The sequence below is a fragment of the Hanamia caeni genome, from assembly GCF_003721595.1.
GTDB classification, from domain to species: Bacteria; Bacteroidota; Bacteroidia; order Chitinophagales; family Chitinophagaceae; genus Ginsengibacter; species Ginsengibacter caeni.
In genome coordinates this window covers 1-22035 of sequence record NZ_RJJR01000026.1, presented here as the reverse complement: position 1 = coordinate 22035, position 22035 = coordinate 1, and the positions used below count along the sequence as shown (strand labels likewise).

Below are 22035 nucleotides of genomic sequence, written 5' to 3'. Positions count from 1 at the left end.
ATATGAATTCTTATAAGCCCGGGTTGGCTTCTGTGATAATTCCTACGTATAACAGGGAAGTTTATTTGCATGAAGCCGTTAAATCAGTGATTGCACAATCCTACAGACCAATTGAATGTATTATTGTAGATGACGGCTCAACCGATAATACACGTGAAGTGGTAAGCAAAATAAGAATTACAGATATTTCTTCGTTTACTGTAAAATACATTTATCAGCAAAATAGTGGTTCCCAGGTAGCGCGTAACACAGGCACAGCAGCAGCTACGGGAGCATATATTCAATACCTGGATTCAGATGATATTTTGTATCCTGATAAAATACAGCAGCAGGTAAATTATTTAATGCAACATAAAGAATGCGATGGCGTATTCGGTGATTGGCAGATTGGCTCTGTTGAAAAAAATGAAACTGTGGTTGCTTATAAGGATGAGGACTTAATAAGTCAACTGCTTACAAAAAGATGTATTGCCAATTTTAGTTTTTTAATGCGGCGAACTATTGTTGAAAAAATTGGTGATTGGGATGTAAATATAAAAAGAAACCAGGAGATTGACTTTCATTTAAGGGGCGTTTTGGCAGCAGGACGTTTCGAATATCAGCCTGGTTTATGTGGTTTATGGAGGATCCACCAAAACGAAAGAATTACTACTGCAACCGGATTAATAGATATTTTGAACTTTTATCGTAAATGGGAAATTTTGCTACAAGAAAAAAATAAATTTTCATTAGTTCTCTCTTGTAAAATAGCTGATATGTTGTTTTGGTTTGTTACTCAAAATAAAAATAATAATAACAAAGAGTTAATAATGATGCTAAAGGAGGCAATTCGCCTGAACCCTGATATAGCAATGAACCGGAGCCTTAAATTAAAGTTTATTAAAAATGTTATCGGCCAGGATTTGGCTCTAAAAATTTGGTTGTCAAAATTCCGTCGTTCTACAAGATTAACTAATAATAAAGTCAATAGTTAGTGTATCCTACACCATTAGTTTCTGTAATTATTCCATGTTATAACGTAGCACCTTATATTGAAAGAGCTGTTAACTCCATTTTGGCGCAGAGTTATGATAACTTAGAAATTTGCTTAATAGATGATGCTTCCACAGATGGAACTGTAGCAAAAATTAATGAATTTAAAGATACACGGATAAGGAAATTTCTATATGGAAAAAATACAAAAAAAGTTGGCGCCGTCAACGATGTTTTGAAAAAGATTACAGGAGATTATATCTGTTTTCAGGATGCTGATGATTGGTCTGAACCAAAAAGAATAGAAAGTCAACTAAAAGAATTTATCAAAAATCCGGATTTAGGCATCTGTTTTACTAATTTCAGGTACACAGGAAAAAAAACATATTTACCCGGAAGAATGGCAATCACTGACAAGGAACTGAAAGAAGGATTCCTGGAATTTAAACCAAAAAAGAAAATAAGTTTTGACTTACCGGCGTGTGCTACCATGATGATAAGTCGCGATGCTCTCGCAAAAACAGGGGGATATCATAATTATTTTGCAGGCAGAATAGCTGAAGATATCCATTGGGTATACCGGATTTTAAAAGAATATGAAGGCATAACAGTAAATAGTATTCTTTATAACTATTTCCTCCGGGAAAATTCCTTGACGGAATTACTTTATTCGGGCAAAAATGCAAAATTTGCTTATTCCTTTGAAATACTCGAAAAAATAATTTTCAAAGATCTTCATGAAGGCATCGATATACTCAACCCTTCAAATAAAGATAAATTGGCCTTACTTGAACTTGAGGCCTGTGAGCAGGCGCTAATCGAATGTATGGGAGCATTACAACAAACCACGCTCAATTATAAAAATAGCGCCGGTTTTAAAATAGGAAAGTTCATATTAACTCCCTGGAGAATATTCAAGAATTTGAAAACCAAAGTAAATAAACGAGATTAGATGATAATTAACTACTTTTCTCTGTTTAAGAAAAAATATCTTAGATTAAATCACGATCTTGTATAAAACCGCTATAATTACGGGTATTACCGGCCAGGATGGAATGTATCTCGCCAAACTTTTGATCGAAAAACAATACAAGGTGGTTGGGATTATAAGAAGCATCACTGATAATAATTACCCGGGATTTAAGTATCTACAAATAAATAATGACCTTTTATTTGAAGAATGCGATCTCCATGATATTACGCAAATAATCAGTTTATTTAAAAAATACAAGCCTGATGAAGTTTATAATCTTGCTGCTCAAAGTTCAGTAGGACAATCATTTGTCCAGCCAATCGGAACCATCCAGTTTAATGTGATATCAGTTTTAAACTTATTGGAAGCGATAAAGATTTCAGATTATCCCACCCGCTTTTACCAGGCGTCCAGCAGCGAGATGTATGGTAAAGTAGATCAGCTCCCGGTAAAAGAAAATACACCGATGCATCCGCTCAGTCCCTACGCAGTATCCAAAGCCTCCGGGCATTGGATAACCACTAATTACAGGGAGTCTTATAATCTATTTACCTGTTGTGGTATCTTATTTAACCATGAATCCTTTTTAAGAAAGCCTTCCTTTTTTGTGAAGAAAGTAATTGCAGGCGCGATCCAAATTAAACTGGGAAAAGAAGCAAAGCTCTATTTAGGAAATATTGATCTGAAGCGTGATTTTGGCTATGCACCCAAATATGTGGAGGCAATGTGGTTAATGATGCAGCAATCAACCCCTTCAGACTATTTAATTTGTTCGGGACAATCTATTTCCTTGCGGCATATTGTTGAATATACATTTGACTGCCTGGAAATATCAATGGATTGTGTAGAGGTTTCACCATCATTACTACGTCCTACTGAAATCGAAGATATTTACGGGGATAATACCAAGGCAAAGAATGAGCTTGGTTGGGAATATTCTTATAGTTTCCAGCAGGTATTGGATATTTTGATTGCAGAAGAACAACAATTCCAAAAGATGAAATGAAAAAAATATTGATGATCATACCCTTTGAAAATATCTATCCTCCAAAAAATGGAGGTATGCAAAGATGCTTTCATATTTTCCACCAGCTATCTAAATATTTTGATCTGACAGTTGTTACTCATAATAAAAAAGAAAACTTTCTTTCAGCAGCGAAGTACTATCCTTCAATTAATAATGCTCATATTTACAGTACCAATGGTGCAAAAGAGACATTCAGCTTTCTTTCATCTTTTGCCAAACGCGTAGCAGATGCGATCTTTTACCGGTGGCTCGTTAGGGATCTGAAGACTTCTGCGGATGGGTCGTTCCTGAAGTTTTATCTTATGCTAAAACAACAACTCTTAGAAAATGAGTTCGATTATATAATACTCGAAAATCTTAATCTAACTGCACAGGCAAAGTGGATGAAAAAATACAGCAAAAACGCCGCGATTATTTTTGATGCCTACAATGTTGAATCGCTACTGGCAAAACAAAAGATGGTTAAAACTAAAAACCAGGAAACGGAAAAAGAGTATGAAGCAATTCTCGGGGTCGAAAAGAATTTATATAAAATAGTTGACGGTATTTTTTGTTGCAGCCAGGTAGATCTTGACTCATTCGAAGAATTAAATAATAATAAAATAAGAACCGGCTATGTTTTACCAAATGGGGTTGACACCGCATTTTTTAGTCATTCTGTAAATACGAATGATCGCCAGCTAAAAAATGTGCTCTTTTGTGGGAGCCTTGATTATGAGCCTAACAGAATAGGTTTACTTTGGTTTTATAAACACGTATGGCCCTTGGTGACAGCGAAAATGCACGACCTTATTTTAAATATTGTGGGAAGGGGCGACAAGGGGCCTTATTCCGAACTAATTAATGATTCAACCACTAATTTTATTGGTGAGGTAGAGGATGTTACGCCGTGGTATAGAAAGTGTAATGTAGCCATAGCACCTTTGCTACAAGGCAGTGGTACACGGTTAAAAATATTAGAAGCTATGAGCCTTGGTAATCCAATGGTGAGCACTGCTATTGGTGCCGAAGGTATTGAATGTGTTTCCGGAAGAGACATCCTGATTGCAGATGAGCCGGCTGATTTTGCAGATAAGATTATAAGCCTGGTATCGGACCCTGGAAAAAGTACATTGATAAGTGACAATGCAAGAAAGCTGGTAGAAGATAAATATAGCTGGGATAGGATTGGAAGATCATTAGCGGATTTTCTACAAAATCAATAAAAATTGATAGGAGATTAGCAAGACCAAAAAGAAGAATTCAATTGGCTAAATATCAATTTTAATGCTTTGAACAATTATTTCAGATTTTTTTCTATTCCAAAAACCAATTGTTGCTATTTTAATTATAGTTTATATCCATCGCCAATTCTTTATTGGAATAATATCTTTGCTTGTGTCTACTTATAAATTTGATAATTCTGACGAGTAGCAACGTCAATAAAAAAATTAACGAAGCAGATGATTAAAAAAGGTATATAAATTTTTCGTTTTTTGAATTTAAAGTTTGTATCAATAATCATTAACAATACTTCTATTTGAAGTACAAATCTAGGTTAGATGGGTTGCGTTTTGTAGCAATAATAATGGTATTGCTTGACCATTTTGTAAATATTATTGGAAGTAAGGTATCAGGTGGTTTTTATGGTGTCAATCTTTTTTTTGTACTGAGTGGGTTTTTAATTACATCTATACTTCTTGCCGAAAAGGATCAAAGATTTAGAAGTGCTTATACCAAATTCCTTGGCAGAAGAGTATTAAGGATATTTCCGATTTATTACATGGTTATTGCATTCCTTATATTGGTGAATGCAAAAGGTATACAACAGAATTTATCTACCCTTTTAACCTATACTTATAATTATCAAGTGGGCCAAACTAATCAATGGGAAACTTTATATTCACCTTATTGGAGTTTGTCAGTTGAAGAACAGTTTTATATCTTATTTCCAATAATTGTGTTGTTGATTAAACAGTACAGAGGCTTGCTTTTGGGTATCTTTTTAACTATCGTATTAGTGGGTTATGGGCAAGTATTTCTAAATATTTTTGGCATCCAAAAATATAATTATGTTGGCTTACCGACTAACATGAGTTATTTGTCGCTGGGTGCAATTGGGGCCTTAGCTATTAATAAAGAGAAATTGCCAAATAGTTTTTTTACAAACAAATACGTTGAACTTCTTACATGGGCGATACTTATTTTTGCGCTTACTTCTCATAACTGGAATCTTAAAAGAGTTGTCTGTCCATTGGCAAATCTTTATCTTGTAATTAAAGCTTCAGCCTTTAAATTTAATAGTAAATTCGTTGATAAATTTCTTACTAATAGCAGGATTATTTATGTGGGAAGAATATCGTATGGAATATATCTTTATCATTTAATAGTTGCTTATTTTTTTACTAAGTATTTATTTGATCCTGTTTGGTTGAAAATACCCTTTAACTCATTTGGGAGATTTTATAAGTTACAATATAACTCATGGGTCATTAAATTTCCAATTGTAACATTATTAACTATAATAGTTGCGGGACTTTCATTCAAATTCATTGAAACGCCAATATTAAAATTAAAGGATAAATATTTTAAGTATTAAATGATCAGAATTTTACTGTTTCGTCTTAAAACTTTTAACTTTAAGAAAATAGCTGAATTATTCCATAAATGAATGGTGTTCCTATTGTTACGGTATTAATGACAGCTTATAACCGTGAACAATTTATCGCAGAAGCAATAGAATCAGTTCTTGCCTCAACTTACCAGGATTGGGAGCTAATAATAGTGGATGATGGAAGTAAAGACGATACGTTAGCCATTGCGCAATCTTACGCTGCAAACGATGGGAGAATAAAATTATACGTGAATGAAAAAAACCTCGGTGATTACCCAAACAGGAACAAGGCTGCGTCATTAGCCACAGGAAAATATTTAAAATTTCTTGATTCTGATGATCGCATTTATCCTGGTGCCTTACACAGTATGGTGAATTATATGGAGGCGTTCGGAGTGGAGTGGGGGCTTGGCATTTATCATAATACATTTGAAATTCCAGGGCCGCTGAAACTCGATGCAGGTGGGGCATACAGGTATCATTATTTTAACCAACCCATATTTTTCGCCACGCCGGGCGAGGCCATTTTTACAGCAAAAGCATTTCGGGAGGTTGGAGGATTTGCATCAGAAAGAATGATAAGCGATTTTGACATGTGGCATAAATTGGCGCTGAATTTTCCAATGGTACTAATGCCTGGAAAATTGATCTGGATAAGAACACATGAGGGACAGGAAATGACAGACAGGAGCCGATATGCAGTTAAATACGAAAAAATAAAGTTGAAATATCTTACCAACAAGCATGCTCCGTTAACACGAATAGAAATATCAAAGATTAAAAAAATGAGAAGAAACACTGCTTTTAAAATATTCGTAAAAAAAATGTTGCAATTTAAGTTTAAGGCGGCTATGCCTCGTTTTCGTGTGTTTTGGTTTTATCTTGGTCATTAGTCCTTTTAACCTAAGTTTTTCCCTGCATTAATATGAACAATCGTCCGTTGGTCTCCATTTTAATGACTGCATTTAACCGGCAGCAATTTATAGCAGAGGCAATTGAGTCCGTGATGGCGTGTACCTACCCAAATTGGGAATTAATTATTGTAGATGATTGTAGTAAGGATAATACTGTTGCTATTGCAAAAAACTATGAAGAAAAAGATTCCCGGATTAATGTTCACATCAACGAAAAAAATTTAGGTGATTATCCTAACAGAAATAAGGCGGCTGGTTATGCAAAAGGGAAATACCTTGTTTGGGTGGATTCTGATGATACGATGATGAAGAATGTTTTAGAATTATGGATTGAAGAAATGGAACGGTACCAAATAAAATTTGGAATTTTTTCGAAATCCTGTGTAGGAAGATCACAAGTGTTTTCCTCTGAACAAATTATCAAAAATCATTTTAATGTAAGGCCGGCTTTAAATTTTGGACCCGGAGCAACGATTACAGCAAGAGATTTTTTCTGGGAGTTAAGAGGCTTCCCGACAAAATATGGTGCAGCCAATGATATGTATCAACATTTAAAAATAGCTTCCCAAACACCTGTTTTAATTTTTTCGGATTATTTAATAAACTATAGAATCCATGATAACCAGGAACTAAATGATAAATACAGTTATATTTTTCATAATTACAATTATTTAAAAGATGCTTTGAAAGAACTTCCGCTCCCGTTAAATAAAAACCAGATTAATTTTCTCAGCAAAAAAAATAAGAGAAGGTTTGTGGTCAATATTGTGAGATATTGGGCAAAAACTAAAGACCATAAAAAAAGTTTCGCAGCAATTCAAAAAGCCAGGTTTACTTTTTTTGATTTTTTAAGTGGCGTTTTTCATATATGAATTCCAACATTAGCTTATGCATCCCTGCTTATAACGCAAGCCATTTTTTACCGGCTTTATTTGAATCTATTAGAAAACAGCAACCTGCATTTCATGAGGTGCTATTGTACGACGACTGTAGCACCGACGATACTGCTATAATAGCTGAATCTCACGGTGCAAAAGTAATTAGAGGTGAAAGTAATAGAGGATGTTCGTTCGGGAAAAATCAACTTGCCATGCAGGTTACATCTGCATGGATCTTCTTTTTAGATACAGACGATATGCTGTATCCCAATTTTACAAAAGTTATCCGGCAGTTTATTTCTGAAAATGTTTTTTCAGAAATGATTATTGTTGGCTATGATTATGTGGATTATAATAGTGGAAATCTACTGTCTAAATCAAAACTTCCAACTTCTGATTTAAAGGAGGATCCCGTAAAATTCATGATCAACAATAAAATAGTTAACTCATCGGTAATAAAAAAGGATGCCTTTAATAAAATCGGCGGTTTCGATCTGGATATAAATTCATTATATATTGAGGATAGGGCGTTTTCGATAAAAGCAGCAATGAAAGGGATAAAAATAGAAATGTGTAAAGAAGTGATATTTCGGATTAATTACTTTCCGGAAAGTATGTCTGCAAAGAACCCCTCAAAATGGATTGAAGCTGCAATTTATCTTTTCGAAAAAGTAAATAATGAAACCGGACAACGATATTCAAAAGAAATAAGCTACCAGCTTTTTCAGAATGCCAGTTGGGCTGCGAAGTACAGTTTGTGGAATCTTGTTAAAAGATCAATTGACGTTGCTCTCGCATTAAGTCCTGATTTGAAACCTGGGGGATCTAAAATTTTTCAAATTCTATTTAAAATAAGCCCATATTATGCGTTTTTAGTACGAAATAAATTGATGAGTAAAATCAAGCCACAGTTTAATGAATAAATTTCCATTGGTATCTATCATCATTCCCGTTTATAATGCAGAGCATTATCTAAGCGATTGTATAGAGTCACTTTTACAACAAACGTATCTCAATAAGGAAATTGTCATTGTTGACGATTCATCTACTGATGAAAGCTATCTCGTTGCAAAAAAATTTGAAAGCGAAATCGTAAAAGTATGTAAGCAAACCAATTCAGGTGCTGCCGTTGCACGCAACACCGGTCTCGAGCATGCAAAAGGCGATTATATCCAGTTCATAGATGTTGATGATTTTTTGAGTGCCGACAAAATTGAAAAGCAAGTGGCTGCGCTTGAAGGCGAAATAAATAAAGTGGCTGTTTGTGACTACATTAATTTTTTTGATGGGCAGGATTTAAAGTTACTCAAGGCAACAGATCAATCATCTTTTATATATAGTTCGGATAACCCCGTCGAATTTCTTTTAAACATGTTGGGCGCAAATGGGGAATCAAATTTTATACAAACCAATTCCTGGTTAGTACCTCGCACAGTTATCGACAAATCAGGCAGATGGAGAAATTATCGCTCTGTCGATGACGATGGGGAATTTTTTACAAGGGTTCTGTTAGCGAGTGACGGCATCATTTATGTGCCAGACATATATAATTACTACAGGCGAAGCTACAATGAAAATAAATTAAGCAGCAATACAAAAAGAAAGTATTTGCAGAATGCTTTGATGACAATCGATTTAAAATATTTGTACATAAGCCGATTTGCTTCGGGCGAAAAAGTAAGAATGGCATTCGCAAGACAATATTTGGACTTTGCAGTATATAATTACCAGCATCAACGAATTCTTTCTAAAATAGCTTATAAAAAGTATAAAGCACTGCAGTATAATGTTCCAACTCCAATGCTTGGCGGTAGGCTTGTAGAATTTTGTGCCAGGATATTAGGTTGGCGCTTTGTAGTAAAAGCAAAATATTATTTATCTGAACGCTAATAATTACTAATTAATATGCAACAATTTGTAGATAGTGTATTAGAAAAAAATGGTTTTAATTTAGAGGATGGCAGCTGGTATAAACTTACTTCAGCCATAAGTAAAACAGAAGCGGACTTTCTTAGAAGCCTCATTAGTATGTCACAGCCGAAAACAACTTTAGAAATCGGCTGTGCCGAAGGCGTTTCGTCGATGGTTATCTGTGATGCTATTGGCCGTGAAAATAAACATACTATCCTGGATCCTAACCAAAGTGGCCATTGGAAGAATATGGGTGTTAATAATTTAAAAAAAGCTGGCCTTGAAAATTTTACACTTATTGAAGATTATTCAGAATTCGTATTACCGGAATTATTGAGAAAGGGCGAACAATACGATTTCATATTTGTAGATGGCTGGCACACTTTCGATCATGTTATGCTGGAGTTTTTTTATATAAATCGCTTGCTCCCAATAGGCGGAGTTGTCGCTTTTGATGATGTGGCACTTATTCCGCTGAACAGGCTTATGCGATACATATCTAATTATCCGAACTTTAAAGTGATTGGAAGCGCAGGTGATTTTTATGAATCGCCTAAAAGAAAAACCCTGGATAGAATTAAGAAAGCAATTAATGGTATAGCAACACCATTAGGAACGAAATTGAAAAAAGAATTTTTAAGTGATACGGTGATTCGTAGCAGCGAATCCTTAAAGATTAATGGAAGTATTGCCGCTTTTAAAAAAATCGCCAATGATGAAAGAGGGTGGGCGTGGTACGAATCTTTTTAACTATGAACATTCCAAAACGAATCCTTTACCTTACGACACTCAACCTCGCCACCAATCCACGTCTTGTCAAAGAAATCCGGCTGGCACTTGATAACAGCTTCTCTGTTGAGGTAATTTGTTTTGAATTTGAAAATTGGAGTAAGGAGAACAACGAAAAATTAAAGAAGGAACTCGCAAACGTAAAGTTCATCACCATACCTGCTGGGCGAAAACCATTTCTTCCGTGGGTTTTGTCCGTAGTAAAGGAACAAATGTGCAGGAAACTTGTTTTACTTTTCAAGTCGGAAAAAATATTGGCCAATGCAGTAAGCAGAAGGAGCAGCCTGGTTATTAAAAATCTGAATAAAGTATCGAAACCAGATTGGGTGATTGGTCATAATCCCGGCGCATTACGAGCTGCAAAATTTGCCGCAGAAAAGTTTACTTGCGGGGCTGGTTTTGATGTTGAAGACTATCATCCGGGGGAGGGAAGCAATGTTTTTTTGCAAAACCTGTCACGAAAATTGATGCAGCGGGTGCTTCCAAAAATGAACTACGTATCGTTTGCTGCCCCGCTCATTATGGAAGAAGTAAAAAAGGAAGCTACTGCTGGTAACAAAAATTGGTTTACTGTTTTAAATTATTTTCCATCGGCAGAGTTTTGCCGGCCGGGAAATACCAATACCGGTAAGCTGAAACTGGTTTGGTTTTCTCAAAATATTTCTTTTGGCCGGGGGCTGGAGCAATTGATACCTGCCATAAAAAGTAATCCGGGAATTGAATTGCATCTTTTTGGAAATTGCAATGAAAGCTTCAGAAGCCAGTGGCTTTTTGGGAGTGATAATATTTATTTACATTCTTCTTTGCCACAATCTGAATTACATTGGCAGTTGGCAAACTACGATGTAGGTCTTGCTTTGGAAGAAAACGAAAATAATTTAAACAGGAATCTTTGCCTAACAAATAAAATATTAGCCTATTACCAGTCGGGGCTATATATATTAGCCAGCAAAACAAAGGCACAGGAAAGATTTATCAAAGAAAATCCGGATCATGGCATGCTAACGTCTCTTTCATCAGGTGATTTAATACAAACTATCCAAAAACTTGTTGAACAAAAAGAATCTTTAAGAAAATTATCCCCAGAAAGATATGAGAATGCCAAAGAATATGGTTGGGAAAAAGAATCTGCAAAACTGGTTGAAATTTGGAAGGAATACCATTAATTGAAAAAAATACTAATCATATATCCGCATTTTCCACCTTCCAATTTGGCAGGAGTACATCGGCCGAGATTATTTGCTAATCACTTGAAAAGTTTTGGGTGGGAGCCTGTAATATTAACCGTCCATGAAAAATATTATGAAGAATCGCCTGACTGGAACCTGGTCAAACTATTGCCAAAGGACTTACGCATAGAAAAAGTAAATGCCTTTAAAATAACAAAGCCTCGGCTCATTGGCGATATTGGTCTGAGAGCTTTTTTCCAATTGTACAAAAAAGCCAAACAATTAGTCAGAACTGAGCATTTCGATTTTATTTATATTCCTATTCCTTCTTTTTATTGCGCTTTATTGGGCCGCGGGCTGCATGAAAAAACGGGAATAAAATATGGGATAGATTATATCGACCCATGGGTACATCAGTTTCCCGGAAGTAACAAAGTTTTTTCCCGCCATTGGTTTAGTACTAAACTGGCTAAGTCTTTAGAGCCGATTGCAGTAAAAAAAGCGTCTTTAATCACAGGTGTTGCAGAAGGATATTACCAGTCCGTATTAGATCGGAACCCGCATTTAAAAAAACAGTCAGTTTATGGAGCTATGCCGTATGGAGGCGAGGGACAAGATCATGAATTGTTGTCGAACATCGATTTAAAGCCTTATCTTTTTAAAAAGAAACCCGGCAAAATTCAAATGATATATGCTGGAGCCATGTTGCCAAAAGCTTATGAACCTTTGGAGGCTATTTTCAAATCAATAGCAGGATTCAAACAAATGTTTGAAAAATTTGAATTCTATTTTATAGGAACAGGCAAAACTTCGGACGATCCTCAGGGACATAATATAAAACCATTGGCAGAAAAATACGGATTATGGCAAACTAATGTGTATGAATATCCAAAAAGAATATCTTACTTAAGTGTTTTAGTTCATTTAAAAGAAGCTGATGGTGTTTTTATTTTAGGAAGTACAGAGCCACATTATACACCCAGCAAAACTTACCAGGCAGTTCTGTCCGGAAAGCCAATATTGGCAGTTTTGCACAAGGAAAGTACAGCAGTTAAAGTGTTGAGAGAATCGGGAGCAGGAATTGTCCTCGATTTTGATGGCGAAGGGGACGTTGTAAGTATTGAAAAGAAATTTCCTTCTTATTTGAGAACTTATACAGAGTTCTTAAGTCATTTTAATCCGGATTTAATAAACAAGAAACTCTTCGATCAATATTCTGCCAGTGCTGTAACAAAAGAATTAGCCACGCTCTTAGATAAATCCATACCAGCACTATCTCCAATTGTTGAATTGTCATGAGTAAAGTGTATGTAAAGTTTCCCAAAACAGGATTAGGTAACCTGTTACTTATTTGGGCAAGAGCTTATGTCTTTTCTGAAATAAACCACTTGCCACTGGTAACCTCGTCCTGGTGGGCTTTTCGTTGGGGAGCTTGGCTCAGAAATGAAAAGAAGAAAAGATTGTACTGGGGGTATTTTAGAGAGAACGGATTTTTAAGAAGGCTGGGTATTCAATGGTTTCGACTTACACATAAAATAGTTCATGAGCCACCTATACAGAAAATTGATACCCGCGTTTCCGGCAATCAATTATTTTTATTTGATCGTGTAATTGTTGATAATGACCTCTTTGGCTCTATAAGAGATTATAGTGATTTGATTAGCCAAAAACTTTATGAAATGCTGAATCCAAAGTTGAAAAAGCAACTTGAAACCTACGTGCCACCTGTGATTTCGATACATATTCGAAGGGGAGATTTTAAGATGGGTAATCCAATAACGCCGGAATCTTTTTTTATAAAAACCATTATTGAAATCCGGAAAGCGGCCAACGAAGACTTACCGGTCACTGTTTTTACAGACGCCAATGAAGATGAAATAATGGAAGTTTTGGCTCTGCCGGAAACACATATGGCATCCCCAAAAGCAGATATTTTGGATATACTATTGATGAGCAAAAGTAAATTTGTCATTTTATCAAGAAGCAGCACCTTTAGCTACTGGGCTGCGTTTCTGTCAGATGCGCTTGTTATAAGGCCTGCCGGAGATTGGCAATTAAAAATAAAAGACAAATTGCCCGGGAATAATTACAAGGAATTAATATTTCCTGTGAATAGCCTGAAATTAAAATCAGAAATGAAACTGCAATAAGGGTAATGATTTTGAAAAAGCTTGCGATTATTACCACTCACCCGATTCAATATAATGCTCCCGTTTTTGCAATGCTGCAAAAAAGAGAGAAAATAATTTTAAAAGTTTTTTATACATGGGGTGAGGAAGTGCTAAATGATAAATACGATCCGGGTTTTGGAAAAATAATTGAATGGGATATTCCTCTTTTGGAAGGATACGAATTTGAATTTGTAAAAAACGTCGCGCCTGATCCTGGTTCACATCATTTTTACGGAATTCAAAATCCGACATTAATACAACAGTTGAAAGAATGGCACCCGGACGCAATTTTAATTTTTGGATGGAATTTTAAGGGTCATCTCCATGCACTACATTACTTTCATAATCGCTTGCCGGTTTATTTCAGGGGCGATTCAACCTTATTGGATGAAGCAGGTGTTTCTTTAATTAAAAAAATGTTCAAATCTGTTTTACTGAAATGGGTTTACCGATATGTTGATAAAGCTTTTTACGTAGGTCAGTGCAATAAAGATTACTTTCTGAAATATGGATTGAAAGAAAACCAATTGTTATTTGCACCACATGCAATAGACAATAACCGGTTTGGGCGTGCAAAAGAAGTTGATTATCGGAAAATACATAATATTCCCGAAGAGGCTATCGTTTTTTTATTCGCCGGAAAGCTGGAAACCAAAAAAAATCCAATGATATTGTTGAAAGCTTTTGCAGAATTGAGTAATTGCAATGCGTGGTTGATGATTGTTGGTAATGGTGTTTCAGAAAGAGAATTAAAAGATTTTTCTAATTCTTTACAAGGCGAAAGTAATAGTCAAATTATTTTCCTTGATTTTCAAAATCAATCTGTAATGCCGGATATATACAAAGCGGCGGATATTTTCGTTTTGCCTTCGAAAGGCCCAAATGAAACCTGGGGTTTATCGGTAAATGAGGCTATGGCTTCAGCTTGTGCTGTGTTGGTGAGTGATAAATGTGGTTGTTTTCCGGATTTGGTGAAGGAGGGTGAAAATGGTTTCGTATTTTCAAGTACCGATAAAAGTGAATTGGTCTTTAAAATGAAAAAGTTGATAGCCGGGAAGATGGATATTAAAAAGATGGGATTGGCATCGCAGCAAAAAATAAAAAACTGGTCTTTTGAAAAAGTATGCTGTGCAATAGAAGAAGAATTAGCTTCTTTTCATATACAATATAAAAAAATTTGAGAACTTTATTTCCGGCAAATTATAATTGGGGTTTTTTTCTTATTGCGGCCCTCTTTATAAGGGTGATGTTTGTAGATATGAGCACCTTAACTTATGTGGCCGCATTGATCTCAATTTATCAGTTTAGCCTTCTTTTTAATAGTATTGGTTATATTATCCCAACCCGTCATCTGCTTGGCAGTTTTATGTGCCTTCAATTTCTTGTAGGTTCGCTATTTGCCTATAATGGTATAGATCAATACCAATATTTTAGATACCAGATGCGTATCCCGGAAGCAGACTATTATTTCTATGTAATGCCGGCTGTAATCTTTTTTATAATCGGTCTGCATATCAATGCAGGGAAATACAGGGGAGAAGTTTTGAATAGAAAAGCTATAGCAAATTTTGTTGGTAGGAATCCTCAATTGCCCTATTTTTTTATCATATTAGGGTTCTTGGCAAGTGTTATTTCATCCTTTTTTTCATCTGAATTGGCATTTGTTTTTTATTTGCTCGGCAGCTTTAAATTCATTGGTTTATTTTTATTGGTTTTGGGAACCAAATATATTAAGCCTGCAGTAATGGCCCTCGTTATTGGCTCAATTATTTCTTCATCCCTGCAAAGCGGAATGTTTCATGATCTTCTTACGTGGTTAGTCTTCACTATAGCCATTTTTGGTATTAAATATAAATTTGATTTTAAGATAAAGCTAATTGGTTTGGTTGCTTTTGTTCTTCTCGCAATTTTAATACAAGTTTTAAAGGGAAGTTACAGAGCTGAAATTGGAAAAGGAGATGAAGAAGGAGGGGTTTCAACATTTTCAAAAATTTATGAAGAACAAAATAGGGAAGATCGTGGAATATTCAACTTCCGCAATATAGCGAGCTCTAATACCAGGATTAACCAGGGTTTCATTATTACCAATATAATGCAAACGGTTCCAGACGTCGAACCCTTTGCAAATGGAAGCGAGATGTATAAAATACTGGAAGCCGCTATACTACCCCGTATTCTTGCACCGGATAAGCTTAGGGCCGGCGACAGGGAAATTTTCAGAAAGTATTCAGGAATAGGTATTCAGGCGGGGACTTCAATGGCATTAAGCTCAATAGGGGACGCTTATGTTAATTGGGGGATTTTTGGAGGTGTTATTTTTATGTTCGTTCTTGGATTTGTATTTTCGGAGGTGTTAAATTATTTTCATAAATACTCAATGGATTATCCTATCCTTATTTTGTTTGTCCCCCTTGTTTTTTACTATCCTATACGACCGGATTGTGAGCTCCAGACTTCTTTGGGACATTTAATTAAATCCTGTGTATTGATCTATTTTATGGTCCTATTCTGGAAAAAAGATCTGCGAAAGCTTACAATAAAAAAAAAATCTTCAATTGCAATTAGTAATTAGTTAGATAAAGAATTCACTCCTGGAAATGAAGTATGTAGCCGTAACTTTTACTGATAAAAAATATGTGAAAACAAGACAGAGATATGTTGCAGAGTTAGAATCAAAAAATATTTTCTCGCAAATTTATTCCTTAGGCTCAGAAGACTTTGATGAAGATTTTTTTAACAGTCATCAGGCTTTTATTGCAAATAACCCAAAAGGATATGGTTTTTTTATATGGAAACCATATGTTATTTATAAAATACTGAAACAACTTGATGAAGGTGATATTTTAGTCTGGGGTGATGCAGGTAATACAATTCCTGGAACCAGGGAGGAATGCCTTAGGAAATTTAACCTTGTTAAAAGTAACAAAGGCACGAAAATAATTGCTTGCCAGGAAGGGTATAATATACGGTGGATTAAAACAGATTTATATTTCAGAGTGAAATGGTACGCAATTTTATATGCATTTAAATTCATGCCTGCAGCTAATAGGATTGTAATTCAAAAAGATGCAAAAACAATGTCTTTCGTGAAAGAATGGTTAGAGTTATGTACCAAAGATTATCGAAATATAGATTACTCTCATTCCAAACTTCCGAAAATGCCTTTTTTTATTGAACATAGGTTTGATCAAAGTGTTTTTGCCATTTTGTTTCATCTTCATAAATGTACAAAGGTGGATTTTGAAAATGTCTGGCTAGCAAGCAGGCTTAGATTCTAAAATGACATAATTTTTTATATATTGGATTCCTTTTTCAATTTGCGAATTTTAAACTTATTTATCAAGTATACTTTCCGACTGCGGCCACTTAATTTTTTTGATTATTTATTTCAAAGGTTTATCCAAAGGAATAGTCTTCTAAATATAAAAGTTCCCGGTCTTCCGGATAAGATTTATCTAAGAAACTATACTTCAGATATTCCTTTATTTGCAAACATTTTCATGCTTAGGGAATATGATGTTTCATTAGACGGGGAAGTGAAAACAATAATTGATTGTGGTGCAAATATTGGTTTAGCATCTTTATTTTTTTTATCAAAATTTAAAGACTGCCGCATTATTGCAATAGAACCTGAAATAAATAACTTTCGTTTGTTGAACAACAATTTGAAAAATTATGACAATGTAACCTGTATTAATAAAGGTGTTTGGAATGTAAGTACCTATCTTGAAATAACTAATCCTGACAGCGGTAATCATGCTTTTATTGTTAAAGAAACCGCAAGTCGTTCAGGAAAAGCTATCAAAGCAATTTCGATAGAGGACATTATAAAAGACTTTCAATTGTCTGCTATCGATATTTTAAAAATAGATATTGAGGGAAGCGAAGAACAGGTTTTTTTAAGCAACCCTGAGTGGATAAAAAAAGTAAGGATGATTTTTTGCGAAATTCATGAAAATTTAAAGCCTGGTTTAACGAATAGTATTAAATCGTTACTAGCCTCTGATTTTGATTTTTTTATGCACGGTGAATATCATGTATTTAAACGTAAATCGGATATTTTGTGAGTTTAAAGAGATAAAACTATCCATTGAAAGCGCGTATTGTGATTTTTCCCCTCTAAGGGAAACTCATTTAAGATTTTACCAACCCTTATTGCATAGTAAACCAACAAATTCCCATATCTCTTATTCTTTGAAAAAACTTTTCCCCTTTTTATTGATCCTAATTTCGTTGCAGGCTTCTGCTATATCCATTACGAATGACACCACCATCTCAGGCACCTGGGATTTGCAGGGTCAAATTTTAAGTATTTCAGCAAAGATCAGCGGCACGGGCATCATCAAAAACGCATTAATTGAAGCCAATCCTTTTATTCAAATATTTGAAACTTCGATAGGCCTATCCGGTTGCAGGGCAAGAGAATTTTCGGCCATGTGGTATGGCGCTTCCCCGGAGAACCCGGATAATTCGGAAGCGCTTCAGCAATCTATCAACACCTGTATCAATTCAATGCCCCTGTTTATTCCGGGTGGCGTCTATATATATATATTCGCAATCACTGAAAATATTCAGGTTGAGTAATAACCAATACATTGGGGCTTCTATTCATCTGTATGGAGAAGGCGGCATCTGGAACGGGGGGACGGTTTTGCATTATACAGGAAAAGATTTTGCCCTGGGTGGTCAGTTTTTAAAAGGCGCGGAAATAGACCATCTTACTTTGACAGGTAATTTTCATTCTCCTTCTGTAAACGGGCCCGGATATTATTCCCTTCCTTTTGAGCAATTCAATGATCCGAATACCGGCCAAAACCTGGCGGGGATTGTTATTGATTATGATGGCAGCAAAAATAAAGGCGGTTCAACAGCCGTGCAATTGCATGACCTGAACGTGGGCCATTTTGCGATTGATTACCTTATCTCACCGAATGGAGCTACTGCCAATGCAGATATCATTTTGATGGAAAATATCCGTTGCGGCGACGCAAGGCTGGGCATTTCAGGAGGACAGGCACAGGAAAAAGGCAATATAATACGCGGGTTATACAGTTGGGGACGCATCCATACTATTTTTGCTACCAGTTTATATGGAAAGCGCCAGGCGGGAAATTATACGATTGATGGCGGCAATATTGCGGGGAAGCCCATCAGGCTGATTTATAACCCCGAATCAGGTTGGTTTCCCACGCACATTTCCAATTTATTTTGTGAATCATTGGGCACCATCGGCACAATCACTTCCGGCGACAGCAATAATAACTTGCCCACTTCTATTAGTAATTGTGTTTTTGATTTTGCTTATGTTACACAGGCGGGCGTTCAAACGCTGTTTACGTCAAACAGCCCTTTTATTAAATTTGAAAATTGCCTTTTCAGGTATTACGGAGCGTATTCCGATACGCTTCACTTTAAGGGCATAGCCACTTTTGAGAATTGCAGTTTCAGCGGGCCTGTAGTTCATTAACGGTCGGCACCGAAGGTCAGACCGCGTGCGATATTAAATTTGAAAATTGCCTTTTCAGGTATTACGCAGCTTATTCTGATACGCTTCACTTTAAGGGCATAGCCACTTTTGAGAATTGCAGTTTCAGCGGGCCTGTAGTTCATTAGCGGTCGGCACCGAAGGTCAGACCGCGTGCGGTAACTCATAATTCATAATTCATAACTCATAACTCATAACTCATAACTCATCACTCATCACTCATCACTCATAATTCATAACTCATAACTCATCACTCATAATTCATCACTCATCACTCATAACTCATAATTCATAACTCATAATTCATCACTCATAATTCATCACTCATAATTCATAACTCCTCATCAAAGGCATAGCAAAGGCATGGATAGAGTATGAGGAGTGTATGAGGAGTGTATGAGGAATGTATCAGAAGTGTATCAGGAGTGTATGAATTAAGTATGAGAAGAGTATAACTTAAGTATGGGAAAGGTATGGCAAAGGCGTATCAAAAGCATGGATAAAGTATGAAATATAGTACAAATACGATGATTCTGAAATGCAATCATTCCGGAGGCTAATATTCCCGGCGTTGTTCTGGCAAGTGGATTTTTATAATTGAAATGAAATGCTTTTTTCTCTTTCGATTTCTTCTATTGCATGACATTGCTGTAAGTGAAACTATAATTGTAAATTTGATCGGCAATCAAATTTGGAATATTTTGCCGACGGTTAACTCTTTCTTTTATCGTTAAAACAAATACTATGCTACTTCAGTTGGAAAATGCAACCCCGGAAAACATAAACAGGTTGTTAGAGTTTGCGGGAAGCCATAACATTAAATTAGAGCTGGTAGATGACGCACAAAGTAATTATTACCTTCCCGGAAAGCCTTTGAGCACTGAAGAATTACTAACCCTGGTAAAAAAAAGCAGGAACAGTGGCACTGTTCCCATGCAGGAGGCTCACAATGTTTTAAGGAAAGCGTTTAATGCAGATTAAATATACTTTGGATGCATTTGCATCTTTAACCTCACTTCTTAATTTTATTGAAAGCAAAAATACGCAGGGCGCAGCCCTTCGCTGGCTTGAGCGTTATGAAGCGTTTCTTTTGAAGACATTGGTTAATGTAAAACGTTTGACCTTATGCAAAAATCCCGTCTTCAAAAAATTACAGCTCCATTGTATTTATTTTAATGACTGGTTAATTGCAGTCTCAGTACATGACGATTTTATTCTGGTAGAAGCTCTTTTACACAAATCAAGAATAAGAGATTAGCAGCCGATCTTCCACTAGCCGCGGTCTGACCTTCGGTGCTGACCGCTACAACATGACAAAAATTTTTATCACCATACCGTGGTTTTTACCGGCATTTAAAGCTGGAGGGCCTGTGCAATCAGTGGCTAACCTGGTAAAAGAATTCCATGAAGGAGTTGAATTCCTTATTTTTTGCGGCGATGTAGACCTGAACGGCGCCGAACTTCAAAATATTACGGCCAACCAGTGGACTCAATTTAACGATCACACCCGCGTGTGGTATGCGGGGCCTGAAAAGATAAGCGATACCCTGGTAAAGCTGGTAGAGAAAGAAAAGCCGGATTTGCTCTTCATCATTGGAATGTTTTCCTGGCACTACAACATCGTTCCGCTGATGTTTTGCAAGGGAACCAAAAAAATTCTATCTACAAGGGGTATGTTACATCCGGGCGCATTGGCGCAAAAGAAATGGAAAAAACGGGCGTATTTGCAATTATTCAAGCTTTTGGAATACCATTATAAAGTGTCTTTCCATGCTACTGATAAAGAAGAAGCCGGTTTTATCAGGAATTTCTTTGGGGAAGTAGCCCGGGTTTTTGTTGCAGGAAATTTTCCTAATAAGTTGTCACCCTTACCCGTCCCTCCAAAAGAAAAAAATAGCCTGATCCTTACAACGATCGCTTTAATCAGCCCGATGAAAAATGTCCGGCTGGTATTGGAAGCGCTGGGTTCAGTAACCGCTGAGGTCCAATATGATATTTACGGCCCTGTAAAAGACGAGGAATATTGGGAAGCGTGCAGGGAAAAGATAAAATTGCTTCCGTCAAATATTAAGGTGACCTATAAAAATGCGCTTGAACCTGCGAATATCATAGGTGCCTTGCAGGAATCTCATGTTTTTATATTGCCGAGTAAGAGTGAAAATTTTGGACACGCTATAGTTGAAGCCTTGTCTGCGGGCAGGCCCGTGATAACCAGCCATTTTACACCGTGGAAAAATTTAAAAGAGCAATTGGCAGGAATAAATGTGTCAATAGAAGGCACTGAAGAGCTATCGCACGCGATAAGTTTCTTTGCTGCAATGGATCAGGAGGAAATGGAAGAATGGGGAAGAGGAGCTACCCAATATTCACAGAAGTCCATTGATGTGAAAAAAATAAAGGAAGATTATGGCAAAATGTTTTCGCACCTGTCATCCTGAACTGTGATAAATTCAGTTTTACCTGTCATCCTGAGCTCAGCCTTTGATGCGATAAATTTAGTTTTAAAGTGGATGTCAGCCTGAGCTTGTCGAAGGCGTATTAGAAGATCGAAGGCGGTTTTAGAATGTCGAGGGCGAACTATCAGAATGATCCACTTTTTTTTGTCTGCACTTCGACAAGCTCAGTATGACAAAAAAAATCAACATCCATCTTTTAAATACGACAAGCTCAGCATGACAAAAAAAAGAAGGTTCACCCGTTAATAACGATAAATTAAGTTTTACCTGTCATCCTGAGCTTGTCGAAGGCGGTGTTAGAATGTCGAAGGCGTATTAGAAGATCGAACTATTTTTTTGTCGCACTTCGACAGGCTCAGCATGACAAAAAAAAATCAACATCATCTTTTAAATACGTCAAACTCAGTGCTTTTAGTAAATGTCATCCTGAGCTTAGCCTTTAATGCGATAAATTAAGTTTTACCTGTCATCCTGAGCCCAGCCTGCCCAGAGGAATCGAGAAAGTCGAAGGAGGCTTAAATGCGACCCCTTCGGGCCCCTTGGAGCTCTTCGGGGCTTAGTGTGAGAAAAAAAGAGCAGCCCTTTCGCACGAAGCCACAAAGCACACAAAGGAACACGAAGAGAACTCCTTGAAGCTTAGTAAGATCATCTTTTTTTGTCATACTTCGACAAGCTCAGTATGACGACAAGCTCAGCA

The 22035-nt window shown here is 36.3% G+C and carries 22 protein-coding genes; all 22 read left to right on the top strand.

The features are described 5' to 3' along the window. Positions 1-2 precede the first annotated feature (2 nt). Positions 3-974 carry a glycosyltransferase family 2 protein gene (locus tag EFY79_RS20365; RefSeq protein ID WP_158605267.1) on the top strand — a complete coding sequence of 324 codons (972 nt, stop codon included), beginning with the start codon at positions 3-5 and terminating at the stop codon, positions 972-974. Next, a complete protein-coding gene (locus EFY79_RS20360) occupies positions 974-1924 on the top strand; it encodes a glycosyltransferase family 2 protein (RefSeq protein ID WP_123122601.1) in 951 nt (316 codons plus the stop codon). The genes EFY79_RS20365 and EFY79_RS20360 overlap by 1 nt, the downstream gene beginning before the upstream one ends. A gap of 58 nt (positions 1925-1982) precedes the next feature. Then, entirely contained in the window at positions 1983-2951 is a 969-nt protein-coding gene (locus tag EFY79_RS20355; protein ID WP_123122600.1) for a GDP-mannose 4,6-dehydratase, read from the top strand. Continuing rightward, complete coding sequence (locus EFY79_RS20350; protein ID WP_123122599.1) at positions 2948-4177, top strand: glycosyltransferase family 4 protein; 1230 nt, start codon at positions 2948-2950, stop codon at positions 4175-4177. Before EFY79_RS20355 ends, EFY79_RS20350 begins: the two co-directional genes overlap by 4 nt. A 314-nt stretch (positions 4178-4491) precedes the next feature. Beyond that, positions 4492-5550: an acyltransferase family protein gene (locus tag EFY79_RS20345; RefSeq protein WP_148041989.1), complete on the top strand. Its 1059-nt coding sequence runs from the start codon at positions 4492-4494 to the stop codon at positions 5548-5550. Positions 5551-5618: 68 nt separating this feature from the next. After that, complete coding sequence (locus tag EFY79_RS20340; protein ID WP_123122597.1) at positions 5619-6458, top strand: glycosyltransferase family 2 protein; 840 nt, start codon at positions 5619-5621, stop codon at positions 6456-6458. Between the two features lie 32 nt (positions 6459-6490). After that, positions 6491-7351: a glycosyltransferase family 2 protein gene (locus EFY79_RS20335; protein ID WP_123122596.1), complete on the top strand. Its 861-nt coding sequence runs from the start codon at positions 6491-6493 to the stop codon at positions 7349-7351. Further along, positions 7348-8280 (top strand): glycosyltransferase family 2 protein, encoded by a 933-nt coding sequence (locus EFY79_RS20330; protein WP_123122595.1) that lies wholly within the window; start codon positions 7348-7350, stop codon positions 8278-8280. Before EFY79_RS20335 ends, EFY79_RS20330 begins: the two co-directional genes overlap by 4 nt. Further along, positions 8273-9247: a glycosyltransferase family 2 protein gene (locus tag EFY79_RS20325; RefSeq protein WP_123122594.1), complete on the top strand. Its 975-nt coding sequence runs from the start codon at positions 8273-8275 to the stop codon at positions 9245-9247. Before EFY79_RS20330 ends, EFY79_RS20325 begins: the two co-directional genes overlap by 8 nt. A gap of 15 nt (positions 9248-9262) precedes the next feature. Continuing rightward, complete coding sequence (locus EFY79_RS20320; RefSeq protein ID WP_123122593.1) at positions 9263-10018, top strand: O-methyltransferase; 756 nt, start codon at positions 9263-9265, stop codon at positions 10016-10018. Between the two features lie 2 nt (positions 10019-10020). Beyond that, positions 10021-11223 carry a glycosyltransferase family protein gene (locus EFY79_RS20315; protein ID WP_123122592.1) on the top strand — a complete coding sequence of 401 codons (1203 nt, stop codon included), beginning with the start codon at positions 10021-10023 and terminating at the stop codon, positions 11221-11223. Then, the gene (locus EFY79_RS20310) at positions 11224-12525 is read left to right on the top strand and encodes a glycosyltransferase family protein (RefSeq protein ID WP_123122591.1); all 1302 of its coding nucleotides are present in this window, start codon (positions 11224-11226) and stop codon (positions 12523-12525) included. It abuts the gene before it with no gap. After that, entirely contained in the window at positions 12522-13376 is an 855-nt protein-coding gene (locus EFY79_RS20305; RefSeq protein WP_123122590.1) for an alpha-1,2-fucosyltransferase, read from the top strand. The genes EFY79_RS20310 and EFY79_RS20305 overlap by 4 nt, the downstream gene beginning before the upstream one ends. Before the next feature lie 5 nt (positions 13377-13381). Further along, positions 13382-14578, top strand: a complete 1197-nt coding sequence (locus tag EFY79_RS20300; RefSeq protein ID WP_233578068.1) for a glycosyltransferase family 4 protein — start codon at positions 13382-13384, stop codon at positions 14576-14578. After that, the gene (locus EFY79_RS20295; protein WP_123122589.1) at positions 14575-15969 is read left to right on the top strand and encodes a hypothetical protein; all 1395 of its coding nucleotides are present in this window, start codon (positions 14575-14577) and stop codon (positions 15967-15969) included. The genes EFY79_RS20300 and EFY79_RS20295 overlap by 4 nt, the downstream gene beginning before the upstream one ends. A 64-nt stretch (positions 15970-16033) precedes the next feature. Continuing rightward, complete coding sequence (locus EFY79_RS20290; protein ID WP_148041987.1) at positions 16034-16675, top strand: hypothetical protein; 642 nt, start codon at positions 16034-16036, stop codon at positions 16673-16675. Between the two features lie 222 nt (positions 16676-16897). Then, a complete protein-coding gene (locus EFY79_RS20285; RefSeq protein ID WP_148041986.1) occupies positions 16898-17464 on the top strand; it encodes an FkbM family methyltransferase in 567 nt (188 codons plus the stop codon). Positions 17465-17615: 151 nt separating this feature from the next. Then, positions 17616-17981: a hypothetical protein gene (locus tag EFY79_RS20280; RefSeq protein WP_148041985.1), complete on the top strand. Its 366-nt coding sequence runs from the start codon at positions 17616-17618 to the stop codon at positions 17979-17981. After that, the gene (locus EFY79_RS20275) at positions 17974-18864 is read left to right on the top strand and encodes a hypothetical protein (protein WP_123122585.1); all 891 of its coding nucleotides are present in this window, start codon (positions 17974-17976) and stop codon (positions 18862-18864) included. The genes EFY79_RS20280 and EFY79_RS20275 overlap by 8 nt, the downstream gene beginning before the upstream one ends. 762 nt (positions 18865-19626) lie before the next feature. After that, on the top strand, positions 19627-19863 hold the full coding sequence (locus EFY79_RS20270) for a hypothetical protein (RefSeq protein WP_123122584.1): 237 nt from the start codon (positions 19627-19629) through the stop codon (positions 19861-19863). Further along, positions 19853-20140, top strand: a complete 288-nt coding sequence (locus EFY79_RS20265) for a hypothetical protein (RefSeq protein WP_123122583.1) — start codon at positions 19853-19855, stop codon at positions 20138-20140. The genes EFY79_RS20270 and EFY79_RS20265 overlap by 11 nt, the downstream gene beginning before the upstream one ends. A gap of 52 nt (positions 20141-20192) precedes the next feature. Further along, positions 20193-21320 (top strand): glycosyltransferase, encoded by a 1128-nt coding sequence (locus EFY79_RS20260; RefSeq protein WP_123122582.1) that lies wholly within the window; start codon positions 20193-20195, stop codon positions 21318-21320. Positions 21321-22035: the final 715 nt, after the last annotated feature.

Excerpts from the sequence above, each read along its gene's own strand:
- EFY79_RS20305 (WP_123122590.1), top strand. The coding sequence starts at position 12,522 with ATGAGTAAAGTGTATGTAAAGTTTCCCAAAACAGGATTAGGTAACCTG.
- EFY79_RS20300 (WP_233578068.1), top strand. The coding sequence starts at position 13,382 with ATGATTTTGAAAAAGCTTGCGATTATTACCACTCACCCGATTCAATAT.
- EFY79_RS20320 (WP_123122593.1), top strand. The coding sequence starts at position 9,263 with ATGCAACAATTTGTAGATAGTGTATTAGAAAAAAATGGTTTTAATTTA.
- EFY79_RS20335 (WP_123122596.1), top strand. The coding sequence starts at position 6,491 with ATGAACAATCGTCCGTTGGTCTCCATTTTAATGACTGCATTTAACCGG.
- EFY79_RS20265 (WP_123122583.1), top strand. The coding sequence starts at position 19,853 with ATGCAGATTAAATATACTTTGGATGCATTTGCATCTTTAACCTCACTT.
- EFY79_RS20260 (WP_123122582.1), top strand. The coding sequence starts at position 20,193 with ATGACAAAAATTTTTATCACCATACCGTGGTTTTTACCGGCATTTAAA.
- EFY79_RS20315 (WP_123122592.1), top strand. The coding sequence starts at position 10,021 with ATGAACATTCCAAAACGAATCCTTTACCTTACGACACTCAACCTCGCC.
- EFY79_RS20325 (WP_123122594.1), top strand. The coding sequence starts at position 8,273 with ATGAATAAATTTCCATTGGTATCTATCATCATTCCCGTTTATAATGCA.
- EFY79_RS20285 (WP_148041986.1), top strand. The coding sequence starts at position 16,898 with ATGCTTAGGGAATATGATGTTTCATTAGACGGGGAAGTGAAAACAATA.
- EFY79_RS20340 (WP_123122597.1), top strand. The coding sequence starts at position 5,619 with ATGAATGGTGTTCCTATTGTTACGGTATTAATGACAGCTTATAACCGT.
- EFY79_RS20270 (WP_123122584.1), top strand. The coding sequence starts at position 19,627 with ATGCTACTTCAGTTGGAAAATGCAACCCCGGAAAACATAAACAGGTTG.
- EFY79_RS20350 (WP_123122599.1), top strand. The coding sequence starts at position 2,948 with ATGAAAAAAATATTGATGATCATACCCTTTGAAAATATCTATCCTCCA.
- EFY79_RS20330 (WP_123122595.1), top strand. The coding sequence starts at position 7,348 with ATGAATTCCAACATTAGCTTATGCATCCCTGCTTATAACGCAAGCCAT.
- EFY79_RS20365 (WP_158605267.1), top strand. The coding sequence starts at position 3 with ATGAATTCTTATAAGCCCGGGTTGGCTTCTGTGATAATTCCTACGTAT.